The following is a 14,146-nucleotide window of genomic DNA, read 5'->3' on the forward strand; positions in this document are numbered from 1 at the left end:
AACTTTTGGAACTGCACACTCGCCCCGACAGCCGCGGTTACTTCGGCCGAGACCATGCTTCCGTAAGGTTGTCCACGGCCGTCACGAGCAAGATCCCAGAGGCATATTCGGGAAGAGCGGAATGCTGCAGAAAGAAGAAAAGATTGCAGGATCACTGCGCAATGGCACAACGAAACGGTGCCAATTAGCTCGCACCTGAAGGCAGTATCATCTGAGCAAGTCAGATAAGCGAAAGCTGTCCTAAGCTCCAGATGTGCAGGCTGCCGCTCAATTTGGCCCAGTTCACACGTAGAGATTTCGCAGCCGAGAAAATCGGCAGCCGAAGGAGTTATGATGACGATCAATATCAAAGACATCAGCGAGAAAGACCGCAACAGTGTCCTGCATCCATTCACGCAGCTCAAGGACTTCGCTACGGGTAAGCTTGGCGAACCGACAATCGTCGAGACGGGAAAAGGCATCCGCATCCAGGATGCCCATGGGAACCAGCTTATCGACGGGTTCGCCGGTCTATACTGCGTCAATGTGGGCTATGGTCGCACGGAGGTCGCCGAGGCGATCTCGCGCCAGGCCTATCGGCTGGCCTACTATCACTCCTACGCCGCCCACACGACCGATGAGCTTGCGATCCTTTCCGATCGTCTGGTGAAGATGGCGCCCGGCAACATGAGCAAGGTGTTCTACGGCATGTCCGGCTCCGACGCCAACGAGACCCAGGCCAAGCTCGTCTGGTACTACAACAACCTGCGTGGCAAGCCGAACAAGAAGAAGATCATCTCGCGCGAACGGGGCTATCATGGCTGTAGCGTGGTCTCCGGCTCGATGACCGGCATGAGCTTCTATCACGACCATATGGACCTGCCGCTGCCGCAGATCGTCCATACCGGCGTGCCGCATCATTATTGGGGCGCTAATCCCGGCGAGACCGAGTGGGAATTCTCTGCCCGCCGGGCCGCCGAGCTCAACCAGTTGATCGAACGGCTTGGTCCCGACAATGTCGGCGCTTTCATCGCCGAACCTGTGCTGGGCACCGGCGGTATCACGCCTCCGCCGGAAGGCTATTGGGAAGCGATCCAGACGGTACTCAAGAAGCACGACGTGCTCCTGATTGCTGACGAAGTGATCACCGGCTTCGGCCGCACCGGCTCGATGTTCGGCTCGCAGCATTACGGCATCGAACCGGATCTGATCACGGTCGCCAAGGGTCTGACGTCCGCATACTTCCCGCTTTCCGCCTCGATCGTCGGTGAGAAGGTCTACAAGGTGCTGGAGGATGGCGCTGACAAGGCCGGCGCGTTCTCGCACGGCTACACCTATTCCGGTCACCCGATCGGTGCGGCTGCGGCAAACGCGGTCCTCGACATTGTCGACAGGGAGAACCTGCCCGGAAATGCGCGCGGAGTCGGCGCTTACTTCCAGGCTCAGCTTAAGGAGAAGTTCGCGCAACTGCCGATCGTCGGTGAAGTGCGCGGCGTTGGTCTCATGGGTGCCGTCGAGTTCGTTGGTGATCGCGAGAACAAGCAGCGCTTCGACCCGTCGCTGAAGGTCGGCGCTCGCGTCTCCAAGGCCGCCCGCGACCGCGGTCTCATCGCCCGCGCCATGCCGCATGGGGACATCCTTGGCTTTGCACCTCCGCTTGTCACCACCAAGGCGGAAATTGATGAGATCGTCTCCATCGCTGAGAAGGCGGTTCGCTCCGTTATGGATGAGCTCGTTCGCGACGGTCAGAAAATCTAGTCCGCGTGAATCGCGGCCGCCACGTAGACACTCACGTCTCATTCGACCGCCGCATTAAATTGAGGACGGCGGTGGTCAATGGAATATGTCTTGACCAAGAAACTTCACCGCCGCGCATGCCGGCGCATCATCAGGAAGGAAAGCTGGCTATGTCCGCTGCCAAACTTCATATCACCAGAGGCTTGTCGCCCATTTCCGTGTACAGCCCCTATGATGGGGCTCACGTGGGATCGGTCGACGCAACGGACGCGAGCGAAATCGGTGAACTCGTTACTCGCGCCCGGCGCGGAGCCGAGCTTTCTCGTAACCTGCCAAGGCACGGGCGTGCGAGCATCCTCGAATCCGCTGCGCAAATTGTCGAGTGCCGTCGCGATATATTCGCTGGAACCATTGTTCGGGAATCCGGAAAAACGATTGTGCAGGCACGGAAAGAGGTGCTTCGTTGCGTCAACACGCTAAAGCTCTCCGCCGAAGAGGCAAAGCGCAACGCGGGTGAGATCGTGCCCTTCGATGCCTATGCAGGATCAGAACAGCGCCAGGGCTGGTTCACGCGAGAGCCGCTCGGCATCATCACCGCCATCACGCCCTATAACGACCCGCTGAACCTTGTGGCCCATAAGCTCGGTCCCGCCATCGCCGGAGGTAACGCCGTGCTCCTGAAACCGTCAAATTTGACACCGTTTTCCACGATCAATCTTGTCGAAGCACTTTTCGAAGCGGGCTTGCCTCCGGAGGTCATTACCCTCGTTCACGGTGACAGAGAGTTGGTCACAGCGCTGATTTCAGCACGTGACGTACGCATGGTTTCGTTCACCGGCGGCTTCGCCACTGGAGAAGCTATCAGCCGATCCGCCGGGCTCAAGAAGCTTGCGATGGAACTTGGCGGCAATGCTCCGGTCATTGTAATGAACGATTGCGAGTTCGGCAAAGCAGTTGAAGCCTGCGTATCTGGTGCCTTTTGCGCAGCAGGCCAGAATTGCATCGGCGCCCAGCGCATCCTCGTGCAAGCCGAACTTTATGAGCGTTTCCGCGATGCCTTCGTCGCGGCAACAAAAAAGCTCAAGGCGGGCGATCCGTCGCGCGAGGAGACGGATGTCGGTCCGATGATCTCGCAGCAGGTAGCAGAACGAACCGAAGCAGCGGTCAGTGAGGCCATTGCCGCGGGCGCGAAATTGCTGTGTGGCCACCACCGCGACGGGTCCTTGTATCACCCGACCGCGCTTGAAGGCACGCCTACGACTTGCCGCCTATGGCACGAAGAGGTGTTTGCGCCCGTGGTCATGCTTGCTTCTTTCGACACGCTCGATGAAGCCATCGAAATGGCCAATGAACCGGAATACAGCCTGCACGCCGGCATCTTCACCAACAATCTGTCTGTCGCACTTGAGGCTGCAAATAAGATCGAGGCTGGCGGGGTAATGATCAACGACTCCTCGGACTATCGGTTTGATGCCATGCCGTTTGGTGGTTTCAAATACGGCAGCATGGGAAGGGAAGGCGTTCGATTTGCCTACGAAGAAATGACCCAGCCAAAGCTCGTTTGCATCAATCGCGGGTGAACGTGACTACGCAGTTCAACAGGATCTGCTGCGAGTGTTATGAAGCGAAGGGAATGAACTTTGGGGCGGCGTCTGGACGCCGCAACGGGAGAGCCTATGGGGAGTTTATGAACAAAGTTTACGACGATCCGAATTCGGCGCTTGAAGGTCTATTGTTGGACGGAATGTTCATTGCAGCGGGAGGGTTTGGCCTCTGCGGCATACCGGAACTGTTGATCAGCGCCATTCGCGAGGCGGGCACCAAGGAGCTAACCATCGCCTCGAACAACTGCGGTGTCGATGATTTTGGCCTCGGCGTGCTACTGAAGACGAGGCAGATCAGGAAGATGATTTCGTCTTATGTCGGCGAGAATGCCGAGTTCATGCGGCAGTACCTGAGCGGCGAGGTGGAGCTTGAGTTCAACCCTCAGGGGACGCTGGCCGAGCGGATGCGTGCGGGCGGCGCTGGCATTGCCGGCTTCTATACAAAAACCGGTGTCGGCACCGTGGTCGCCGAGGGCAAGGATCACAAGGTCTTCAACGGTGATACCCATGTGCTCGAGACCGGCATCGTCGCCGACCTATCGATCGTCAAGGCCTGGAAAGGCGACACGTCAGGCAATCTCGTCTTCCGCAAGACGGCCCGCAACTTCAATCCGCCGGCCGCCACCTGTGGCAAGATCTGCGTGGCCGAGGTCGAGGAGATCGTGCCGGTCGGCAGTCTCGACCCCGATCAGGTCCACCTGCCGGGGATCTACGTGCATCGCCTGATCCACGGCGAGCATGAGAGCGCGTCGAACAGCGCACCACGCGCCCGGCGGCTTGAGGGGAGGGAGAACAGACATGGCCTGGGACAGGAACCATATGGCGGCGCGCGCCGCGCGCGAGTTGCAGGACGGCACCTATGTCAATCTCGGCATCGGCATTCCGACGCTTGTCGCCAACCATATTCCCGAGGGCGTGCATGTGACGTTGCAGTCCGAGAACGGCCTGCTCGGCATCGGTCCATTCCCGACCGAGGACGAGATCGATGCCGACCTCATCAATGCCGGCAAGCAGACGGTGACGGCGCTGCCGCATTCGGCATTCTTCGACTCCGCTCAGAGCTTTGCCATGATCCGCGGCGGCAAGATCGCCATGGCAATCCTGGGGGCCATGGAAGTGGCCGAGAACGGCGATCTCGCTAACTGGATGATCCCCGGCAAGCTGGTCAAGGGCATGGGCGGCGCCATGGACCTGGTGGCCGGGGTCAAGCGGGTGGTGGTCGTCATGGATCACACCAACAAGGCCGGGGAATCGAAGGTGCTGAAAGCCTGCACGCTGCCGCTCACCGGTCAGGGTGTCGTCGACCGCATCATCACCAATCTCGGCGTGCTCGACGTCGTGGAAGGCGGATTGAAGCTGGTGGAGCTCGCCGACGGCGTCAATGATGATGAGTTCCGCAGCGCCACCGAAGCAGCGATCGTCAACTGACGAAGGGGGCACCTCGGCGGGCATGCCGATCTACCAATTTTGAACCAACGGAGGAAACGTCATGAGCACCCCATCCATCGTCGTTGCCAGCGCCGCACGCACGGCTGTCGGCTCCTTCAACGGCGCCTTCGCCGCCACCCCGGCGCATGAACTTGGCGCCGTCGTCATCAGGGAGCTTTTGGCGCGCGCCGGCGTCGAGCCGGGCGAAGTCGACGAGGTCATTCTCGGCCAGGTGCTGACCGCCGCGCAGGGCCAGAACCCCGCCCGCCAGGCGTCGATCAATGCCGGCCTGCCCAAGGAGACCACCGCCTGGGGCCTCAACCAGGTTTGCGGCTCGGGCCTGCGCGCCATCGCGCTCGGCATGCAGCAGATCGCCGCCGGCGACGCCACGGTGATCATCGCCGGTGGCCAGGAATCGATGTCGCTGTCGCCGCACGCCGAGCACCTGCGCGCCGGCGTCAAGATGGGCGACTACAAGATGATCGATACCATGATCAAGGACGGGTTGTGGGACGCCTTCAACGGCTACCACATGGGCAACACCGCCGAGAACGTCGCCCGCCAGTTCCAGATCACCCGCGACGACCAGGACCAGTTTGCGCTGGCCTCGCAAAACAAGGCCGAGGCCGCGCAGAAGGCACGGCAAGTTCAAGGACGAGATCGTCGCCTTCACGATCAAGGGCAGGAAGGGCGACACTGTCGTCGACCAGGACGAGTACATCCGCCACGGCGCCACCATCGACGCCATGTCCAAGCTGAAGCCGGCTTTCGACAAGGACGGCACCGTGACCGCCGCCAACGCGTCGGGCATCAATGACGGCGCCGCCGGCGCGCTGCTGATGAGCGAGGCTGAAGCCACAAGGCGCGGCATCACCCCGCTGGTGCGCATCGCGTCCTGGGCGACGGCCGGCGTCGATCCGGCGATCATGGGCACCGGACCTATTCCCGCTTCGAAGCGGGCGCTGGAAAAAGCCGGCTGGTCGGTCAAGGACCTCGACCTTGTCGAGGCCAACGAAGCCTTCGCCGCGCAGGCCTGCGCCGTCAACAAGGGCATGGGCTGGGATACGTCGATCGTCAACGTCAATGGCGGCGCCATCGCCATCGGCCATCCGATCGGCGCGTCCGGCTCGCGCGTTTTCAACACGCTGGTCTTCGAGATGCGTCGCCGCGGCGCCAAGAAGGGCCTTGCCACGCTGTGCATCGGCGGCGGCATGGGCGTCGCCTTGTGCGTGGAGGCGACGTGAGGCCGAGGACCGTGTGATGACCGCGGAGAATTGCGCCTCTACGATGTTTCGCTTGACCGATCTTTCAGCGGTCGAGATGCGCAGATAGATCGTGAGCACGACCTTGCGATAGCTGCTCTGCTGGCAAGCAATACGTTCATTCCTGCCGGACACAGCGGCGGTCCTTATAGTCTTAAGCTCGAAGTGACGGACACACGCCTGGCACTGCATATCTCCGACGAAAACGGCGGACATGTCGCAAGTCACCATCTCTCGCTTAGTCCCTTCCGCCGGCTGGTTAGAGACTACACTCGCATTTGCGAGAACTACTAGAGGCCGTCTGCCATCCCGGTCCGGAACGGTTGGAGGCAATCGATATGGGCCTGCGCGGCATCCACAACGAGGCCTCCAAGCTTCTGAAAGAGCGTCTGGCAGCGAAAGTGAGCGTCGACAAAGACACCGCTCGGCGGCTGTTCAGGCTGATCTGCGCTTGCTCACGCGGAATACATCTCAGCAAATTCCGTCGAGCTGAAGGTGATGCACGAAAACGCCACGATCAAAGAATTGCCGAGAGTTGGTTTACGCCCTTACGGCTTCGAAACTCCGGACTGGATCAAGAGGGGTGAGCTGACACTCGTTCCCCGAAACACGAACAGAAGGAAAACGTTCGTTGCCTGCAAAGTCAAAACTCCAAACTGAAATCCCGGATGAAAATCCTCTCCGGTCGCTTGCCACGAGCATCGCAAGACGAACTGCGGCAGCACGCGCATGAATGCGAACGCCTACGGTCTGGCGGCGAGGTCTCAGTGATGCAGGACAATTCTGCTGGCTTTCTGGAGAGTGTCGACCAGAACTTCCGTCATGCCATGACGTTCCTCGATCTGCCCGAAGGATTGGCCGACCGGATCATTCAGTGCAACTCGACCTACACCGTGCGCTTCGGTGTCAGGCTGCGCGGCCGCATGTACAGCTTCATCGGCTGGCGATCGGTCCACTCCGAGCACTGCGAGCCGGTGAAAGGCGGCATTCGCTACGCACCAGATGCCGATGCCCAGGAGGTGGAGGCGCTTGCAGCGCTGATGACGCTCAAATGCTCGCTCGTCGACGTGCCGTTCGGCGGCTCGAAGGGCGCGCTCAAGATCGACCCGCGTGAGTGGACGCCGCAGGAACTCGAGCGCATCACCCGCCGGTTCACTCAGGAACTGAACAAGCGTGGCCTGATCGGCCCCGGCGTCAACGTTCCAGCCCCCGATATCGGCACCGGTGAGCGGGAAATGGCCTGGATGATGGACGAGTTCCGTCGCGCCAATCCGACCGATGTGATCAATGCGCGTGCGTGCGTGACCGGCAAGCCACTGTCGAAGGGCGGCATCGCCGGCCGCACGGAGGCCACGGGCCGAGGCGTGCAGTTCGCCGTCCAGAGCTTCCTTCGCGATTCACGTACCGAGGGACTGAAAGGCCGGCGCGATCTCAAAGATGCGTCGGTCATCGTCCAGGGTTTTGGTAATGTCGGCTATCATGCAGCCAAGTTCCTGTCGGAAGGCGATGGTGCTCGCGTGACGGTTGTGGCTGAACGGAATGGCTGTCTCTCCAATCCGGGAGGCCTGGCCATCGAGGCGCTCAAGCAGCATCAAATCCGGACCGGCAGCATACTTGGTTTTGAGGGAGGCAAGTCGCACGCCAACGACATGGTCGGCATCGAACAGCCATGCGACGTTCTCATTCCCGCGGCAATGGAAAATGCCATCAATTCAGGAAATGCAGAGCGCATCAAAGCCCATCTTGTTGTGGAAGCTGCAAACGGTCCTATCACGTTTGAGGCGGACAAAATCCTCCGTTCGCGCGGCGTGACGATCCTTCCCGATCTCTATGTCAATGCCGGCGGCGTCGTGGTGAGCTATTTCGAGTGGGTCAAGAACCTGACGCACATCCCATTCGGCCTGATGGAAAGACGCCGGCGCGAACGGCGCAACCAGACGATTGCCGCAGCACTCGAACGGATGACCGGCAAGGAATTCCCCGCCGATATCCGCGACGAGTTCGTCGAAGGCGGCGCGGAAATCGATCTGGTTCGTTCCGGACTGGAAGACGTCATGCGTAGCACCTGGGGACGCATCGCCGATCTGATCGAAGGGCAACCGGATCTGGGTGACTACCGGACAGCCGCCTATGTGGCGTCCATTCGGCAAGTTGCTGACGCCTACGAGGCGATCGGCATCTGAGCCCTGGGCTGAGACATGCAATCCGCGCAGCAGAACTTATGGAGCGATCGGAATACGGGTAGTGTGCTGAGAGTTCTGCAAATTCGCTGAGAGGGGGCGGTCATGGCAGGCTGGTGATTGTTCACGTCACCTGATTCCCGCGAAGGAACGCCGCCATGACCAAGACTGAAGTTAAGACCGCCAGCGCTGCCGTCAAAGACATTTTGCTTTCGAACCCGGATGGATTGCACGAAGTGCTCCGTGCGGTGATGCAGGAGGTGCTTGAGGCCGAGATGGACGAGGCGCTGGGTGCCTCGAAGAGCGAGCGCACGCCCGAACGGCTTGGCTATCGCTCGGGCTATTACGGCCGTACCCTTGTGACGCGGGTCGGCAAGCTCGAGCTGCGGGTTCCGCAGGACCGGGCCGGGCGCTTCTCCACCGAGCTGTTCGAGCGCTACCAGCGTTCCGAGCGGGCCTTGGTGGCGACACTGGCGGAGATGTATGTGCAGGGCGTGTCGACCCGCAAGGTGAAGGCGATCACGGAAGAACTGTGCGGCCATGCCTTCTCGGCCTCGTCGATCTCGGCCATCAACAAGCGGCTGGACGAGAGCCTCGCTGCCTTTGCCAGGCGCCCCCTTCAAGAGCCGTTTCCTTACCTCATCCTCGATGCGACCTACGAGAAGGTGCGTGAAGCCGGTGTTGTCATGAGCCAGGCGGTGCTGATCGCGGTCGGTATCGACTGGGACGGAAGGCGCCAGATCCTGGCCGTGGAGATGGCCAATCGCGAGAGCCGCTCGGCCTGGAGGGACTTCCTCGTCGGCCTCAAGGCGCGCGGCCTCAAGGGCGTCGAGTTGGTTGTGTCCGACGATCACGCCGGCCTGGTGGCAGCGATCGGCGAGGTGATCCCCGAAGCCGCCTGGCAACGCTGCTACGTGCACTTCCTCAGGAACGCGCTCGATCATCTGCCGAGGAAGCACGGCGACGACTGCCTGCAGGAATTGCGCTGGCTCTACGACCGGCGCGATCTCGCAGAGGCCAGGGCTGATCTTGCCGCATGGCTTGCCAAATGGTCGGCACGCTATCCGCGCCTGACAGGCTGGGCCGAGGATGCCATCGAACAAACCCTGACCTTCTTCAGGCTGCCGAGACAGCACCACAAGCATCTCAAATCCACCAACATGCTGGAGCGGCTCAACGAGGAAATCCGCCGGCGCACCTATGTCGTGCGCATCTTCCCCAACACCGAAAGCTGCCTGCGCCTGGTCAGGGCGTTGGCCGTCGAGACCAATGAAAACTGGATGGAGGCCAACCGATACATCAACATGGACGACCTGCGCGAGCACAAGAAGCTCGCTCTGCGCCAAGCCGCATGACCAGCATCATGGCCGCCCCATTTTGCAGAACTTGACGCACACAACCGGAATACGTCAACAGTTCGACACAGAAGCACAGCCTGCCGCTGCTGTCCGGTGTCCCATCGAGGCACATTTGAGGGATATACGGATGGCATCGCCACATGAGCCTGTGCATCCGCCCTGGCATTCCTCTCGGCCTATCAGCTGATCTTCGCCACAGCGCATGTGCAAACCGAACGAAACAAGTCCAAAGGAGCCAATCACCGCCTGGATGGCTGCGCTCGTCCCGAGCGTCCCCGAGATCCGTTATCTCCTCGCGCGGATCCTCATCTTCCCACCGACACAAAAGCCCTTCATCATCGCCTGGCCGCTATGGCGACGACGACATCAAGCTGCGTCTACTACCTGTCACTACAAAAGGCATCGACATCCGCAGCTGTAGTACTAAGCACTTCCATTCCAGGCGCCAGCGGAGATCCGAAGAACGGGAATGATCTGCTGTTTCGCTGGCGAGGCTGGCTCCAACAACGGTTTCTTCGTGGTTCCAACGGCTGTTATGAGGCGGATGGTCATTCGTAAAACTGATCAGAGGGTTCCTCGGACTTCGACTTCCTCGCCTGCGAGCAACAACAAAGCGTTTTCGAATGATCCGGCGACCAATTTGCCTGTGCAGGGCTGAGGGTAAAAGGGCGCACGAGGCGCCCTTGTCGGCGTGTCCGAGTGTGTGCGACCGCCGTCACGACGCGCATCTGACGCCTCACGAGCGCGCGACGAGGATCCGCCGGACGGAATCGGCTGCAGGCGCGGGCGCTGACCGCGATGCGATTCTCGGCCAAGGCCAAGAGGGCCACTGCGATTCTCGTCCGCACCTACTCAGCAGCACCAAGGCGTTGGGCCTCGATCGCTAGCAGATGTGCCGGTCGATATCTCCCATAGGGATATCCAGTGGTTCCCAGATTTATCATTGTTTGTTCAAAGCTAAATCACGCACGGTGGACCTGATTACCTCGAAGTGAAACAGGGCAGACTGCTATACTTACATGCGGCTCGGGTGATCAGGCTTGCCTCCGTAATCGACGTACGGCTAGCCAAGTCAATACCCATTCGGCCTGGTATTAAAGCGGATGTCATAGGAATCGCCCGCAGGTAATTCCCTGCAGAGGGTTTTGGTTAGGTGCAGCCGCAAGCATCCGTTGGTAGGGGCGTCCGTAGCTCAGCACAGTCGAACCCAAAAAAGCGCCGCAGCACCGGGTAGAGTCCTTTGAAAAGTGTTTCCTTTGCCGAAAAGCGCAGCGTTGCCAGCCGATCTGGAGGGAGCGCCGTCTGTCGTGCAATCAAGGCACGTTCACGCTGGTTAGCCGTCATGCTCAGGATCGATTCCAAGGCGTGGCCGCTGGATATTGCCTCAATGTCGACACCGGCTTGCCAGCTTGGATCGCCTTTGGCGAAACAGGCACAATGCCCCCGCGCGTGGGTGATTGAACCAACTGAGCCTTTTGGCCAGACTGGGGCGCGGTCGGGACCGATGGGAATCTCAGTAGTGTGTTGGCCCAGTGCCTGCAACGCCGCCTCCGCCATCGCGCGGCCGGCCAGAAATTCGGCACGGCGTAACGGTAGTGCCGTGCACAAGCTGGGAGGTAAGGCCAACGCGAGCTTATGAAACAGGATCCCCCGTGTAGCACTCGAAATCGAACCGGCCATGCACAAGAACCGCATCGACGTATCCCGTGTGGTGCAAGGTCACGTCTTTAAGAAATCCAAGCGAACGGGCAGAAAGAGCAATGAGGTGCTTGGCGGCTGAGGCGCGCATGGCGGAGGCCGCGCTCACCGCCAAAGGGCCCAGCCGAGACCCCATCGCCGTAGACAAACGCAAGGTTCTCCTTCGGCTCGTGAAAGCTCAGTTTTCGCGGTGGCGACCGCATCTCCGGCGAGCGTGATCATGGATGATTTCTCCTCAGTCTGTGCCGCTGCGCGTTTGGGGATAGCCCGAGCATGGGTCGTGCCAACTAGGAAAATCGTTTCAGAACAGTGCGATCATTCTGATAGCATTATATCATGTCCGACATCGTCGAAGGTGCGACGACGAGGACTTTGAACCGAAGCCCTGAAACATGCGCGCCACCCGCAGCCGTTCTTGGATCGGGCGCTGCGGTCAGTCAATCTTGCTCGTAACAGGGCGGTGAGAGAGGCGCGACAAGCAACCTTCCATGCGCCTGGATTTGGCCCGGCGCCGGCGTGTTCCGAGTGTGTGACCGCCGTTGCGGTCGTGTCGTTCTCGTTGATAATGGGTACGGTGCCACTTTGGGAAGTTGTTTAAAGGTTGAACCGCATTGAGGCGGCGATGCTGATCGTCAAGCAGCCGGTCGCGATTGTGGGTGAAAACCGTCGCATGCCACGCCGGCGCGTCAAGCGGCAGGCCAACGACCAGCGGAACAGCAGATTGTAATCAATCTGCTCCATCAGTTGCCGTTCCGAACGAACCGAGAAGAACGCTTGCAGCAGTGTCGCCCGCAGCAACATCTCCGGTGGGATCGACGGCCGGCCCATGCCCGAATAGAGCGCCTCGAAGCGACCATCCAGACGACCAAGCACTTCATCGCACAACTGCCGGATCGCCCGCAGAGGATGATCCAACGGAATGCGCTTCTCTAACGGAACATAGCTGAAAAGGCTTCCCGGTCCTTCACTACGACCCCGCATCGCAAATCACTCCCGTTGTCAGACGAAAGTGAATCATAAAACAAAGCCAAATGCGACTTTTGCAGCAGCCTGCTAAGTGGGTCCTCGACAGCCTTATCAGATGCTAAGAGCATTTCAAATGAACGAAAAGGGCCTCACCGACCATTTGATTAAGTCCACGGCACGCCGAAGTATAGCCTCTGTCTCAGTAAAAGTGGATGAAACAGCGATGACGTATCCTATTCGGTCTCGTGAGTCACGTTTCCTGACGATTGGCGTCTTGGGTCCAACATACAACTTGACCTCGGCGACACCTGGCAGAGCAGCCGCCTGATCGCCGCCTCTAATCCAATCGAGGATGCCATCGCAATCAGGGACTAGGAACCGTACTGCCGCAGTCTGCGAATGCCTTGTGCGCAAATTGCGTCCGTCGCCGGTAACCAACTGGATGTGTTCGGTGACGAGATCGACTCCGTAAGCTAGCTGAACCAGTTGAGGAGTGCCCCCACCAGCAAGACGCGGATTGACTTCAATGACGACTGGGCCAAACCTCGTCCATCGGAATTCAATGTTCGCTGGCCCCCAGCCAAGGCCAAGAGCTCGCAAGCAGCTAATCGAAACATCGGCGATGCGCTCCTGCTCGAGATCGCTCAGCGGGGCCGGAAAGGTGAACTGACGATAGGCGAAATGCGGTAGAGGGCCAAACTCACCGGTACTCATCCCGATGACCTCATTTCCCATTGTTTCAGCGGTATAGTAGGGGCCTTGTGCAAATTCTTCGACCAATATCCGGGGCGAAGATCGCCCTAAATCATTTCCGCCCAACAGATAGGTCGTATGTTCGGTCACTTCATCAAGGCTGCGGCACAATCGGACACCGATGCTGCCGGTTCCCACGGCTGGCTTAACAATCACAGGCAGGCCGATCTCGGCGGCAGCGCTTTCAACCTCCGAAGCATCCGCTACCAAGCGATAAGCAGGTACTGGAACGCCGGCTTCTGCGAGAAGCTGACGTTGACTGAATTTGTCGCAACATCGTTCAATGGATGTAGGGTCCGGTCCCGGCAGATCGAAAACCCGGCAGAGTTTGCCAACTGTGGCACAGAGCGTGTCCCAGTCGCTCGTAATCCCGGCAATGTCATAGGTCGCACGCAGCCGAGAAAATTCGCGGATCAGCGCATCGAGATTGTCTGTATCGACACGAATGGCCTCAAACCCCCCCGCCGCAATATAGTCGTACTGAGCTGGATCAGCCGACAGGGTAATTGGATGAAGACCAAGACGCAGGGCCACTTTGACGTAAAGCGGACCATTGTTCCTAGAACCTTCAAGCAGGATAAGCGCTCTTCTTGCCATTGGCTGTTGACTCCAACGAGGCGGGCTGTGAGGCGGTCCGAGCGTTCATCGGCATAAGATTTTTCAGCCGTGCCTGACGCCACTCCTTGTGGTGAACCTACCATTATCCACGAATTGCGTCGCAAAGAGTCTGCAAATTTACTTGAAGGAACTGTTGCGACAGGGGCGCAGTGTTAAAATGCATGCAGCGCGTCCGCCCGTCGTCCGGCTTGAGAAAAAGTGATCGGCACATCTGCATGGGACATCGTACGCTAACCAGCTCCTGCTACCCAGGGTCCGGCGCGGCCGAGGCACTTCGCATCAACCAGTTGATGCGGACGCCGCGGGTGTTTCGCTGGTTCTTCCAAGCGGCGATTTCGGCAAGAAGGCTGTCGCGGCTTTCATGCGGCGGTTGTGGCTGCGCAGAACGCCCGATCTCAATCTCGCCATGTTGAGCCATAGCGGAACTCCCGCCGTCGCAGGATGCGTCGCGCCTATGATGGCGACACGGCCTGATAGCGCACGGCGGGTGAGTGGATCGGCAGATTATCGAGCACCACGCGGTGCGCTGGCCATCGGGATAATGCTATCCACGAGCCGTTGCT

Annotated in this window: 7 protein-coding genes and 4 pseudogenes; 8 read left to right on the forward strand and 3 right to left on the reverse strand. The window is 59.7% G+C overall.

Annotated features, from left to right (window positions below; genetic code table 11):
* Window positions 1-333: 333 nt before the first annotated feature.
* The 8 genes and pseudogenes from NLY37_RS28190 (at window position 334) to NLY37_RS28225 (ending at window position 9,545) form a co-directional block, all read left to right on the forward strand.
* The gene (locus tag NLY37_RS28190) at window positions 334-1,737 is read left to right on the forward strand and encodes an aspartate aminotransferase family protein (RefSeq protein ID WP_031246617.1); all 1,404 of its coding nucleotides are present in this window, start codon (window positions 334-336) and stop codon (window positions 1,735-1,737) included.
* Window positions 1,738-1,886: 149 nt separating this feature from the next.
* Window positions 1,887-3,296, forward strand: coding sequence for an aldehyde dehydrogenase family protein (locus tag NLY37_RS28195; protein WP_031246618.1), 1,410 nt, complete (start codon window positions 1,887-1,889; stop codon window positions 3,294-3,296).
* 107 nt (window positions 3,297-3,403) lie between these two features.
* Window positions 3,404-4,101 (forward strand): annotated as a pseudogene (locus NLY37_RS28200) (CoA transferase subunit A).
* A 17-nt stretch (window positions 4,102-4,118) separates the two neighbouring features.
* The gene (locus NLY37_RS28205; RefSeq protein ID WP_031246620.1) at window positions 4,119-4,748 is read left to right on the forward strand and encodes a 3-oxoacid CoA-transferase subunit B; all 630 of its coding nucleotides are present in this window, start codon (window positions 4,119-4,121) and stop codon (window positions 4,746-4,748) included.
* Between the two features lie 61 nt (window positions 4,749-4,809).
* Window positions 4,810-5,992 (forward strand): annotated as a pseudogene (locus NLY37_RS28210) (acetyl-CoA C-acetyltransferase).
* 30 nt (window positions 5,993-6,022) lie between these two features.
* A pseudogene (locus tag NLY37_RS30985) lies at window positions 6,023-6,459 on the forward strand (UPF0262 family protein); the annotation flags it as partial.
* Window positions 6,460-6,837: 378 nt separating this feature from the next.
* Complete coding sequence (locus NLY37_RS28220; RefSeq protein WP_286442977.1) at window positions 6,838-8,193, forward strand: Glu/Leu/Phe/Val family dehydrogenase; 1,356 nt, start codon at window positions 6,838-6,840, stop codon at window positions 8,191-8,193.
* A gap of 155 nt (window positions 8,194-8,348) precedes the next feature.
* Window positions 8,349-9,545: an IS256 family transposase gene (locus NLY37_RS28225; RefSeq protein ID WP_286440923.1), complete on the forward strand. Its 1,197-nt coding sequence runs from the start codon at window positions 8,349-8,351 to the stop codon at window positions 9,543-9,545.
* 1,152 nt (window positions 9,546-10,697) lie between these two features.
* Here NLY37_RS28225 and NLY37_RS28230 read toward each other — a convergent pair.
* From NLY37_RS28230 to NLY37_RS28240, 3 genes and pseudogenes are all read right to left on the reverse strand, one after another.
* Window positions 10,698-11,228, reverse strand: coding sequence for a 4'-phosphopantetheinyl transferase family protein (locus tag NLY37_RS28230; protein WP_198024967.1), 531 nt, complete (start codon window positions 11,226-11,228; stop codon window positions 10,698-10,700).
* A 649-nt stretch (window positions 11,229-11,877) separates the two neighbouring features.
* Window positions 11,878-12,227, reverse strand: a pseudogene (locus NLY37_RS28235) (transposase); the annotation flags it as partial.
* Between the two features lie 114 nt (window positions 12,228-12,341).
* Entirely contained in the window at window positions 12,342-13,562 is a 1,221-nt protein-coding gene (locus NLY37_RS28240; protein ID WP_031246716.1) for an ATP-grasp domain-containing protein, read from the reverse strand.
* Between the last annotated feature and the right edge of the window lie 584 nt (window positions 13,563-14,146).

It is taken from the genome of Mesorhizobium sp. C395A, assembly GCF_030323205.1.
Classification (GTDB): Bacteria; Pseudomonadota; Alphaproteobacteria; order Rhizobiales; family Rhizobiaceae; genus Mesorhizobium.

Coding starts and splice junctions, on each gene's coding strand:
- NLY37_RS28240 (WP_031246716.1), bottom strand. CDS start 13,562: ATGGCAAGAAGAGCGCTTATCCTGCTTGAAGGTTCTAGGAACAATGGT.
- NLY37_RS28205 (WP_031246620.1), top strand. CDS start 4,119: ATGGCCTGGGACAGGAACCATATGGCGGCGCGCGCCGCGCGCGAGTTG.
- NLY37_RS28225 (WP_286440923.1), top strand. CDS start 8,349: ATGACCAAGACTGAAGTTAAGACCGCCAGCGCTGCCGTCAAAGACATT.
- NLY37_RS28195 (WP_031246618.1), top strand. CDS start 1,887: ATGTCCGCTGCCAAACTTCATATCACCAGAGGCTTGTCGCCCATTTCC.
- NLY37_RS28190 (WP_031246617.1), top strand. CDS start 334: ATGACGATCAATATCAAAGACATCAGCGAGAAAGACCGCAACAGTGTC.
- NLY37_RS28220 (WP_286442977.1), top strand. CDS start 6,838: ATGACGTTCCTCGATCTGCCCGAAGGATTGGCCGACCGGATCATTCAG.
- NLY37_RS28230 (WP_198024967.1), bottom strand. CDS start 11,228: ATGGCCGGTTCGATTTCGAGTGCTACACGGGGGATCCTGTTTCATAAG.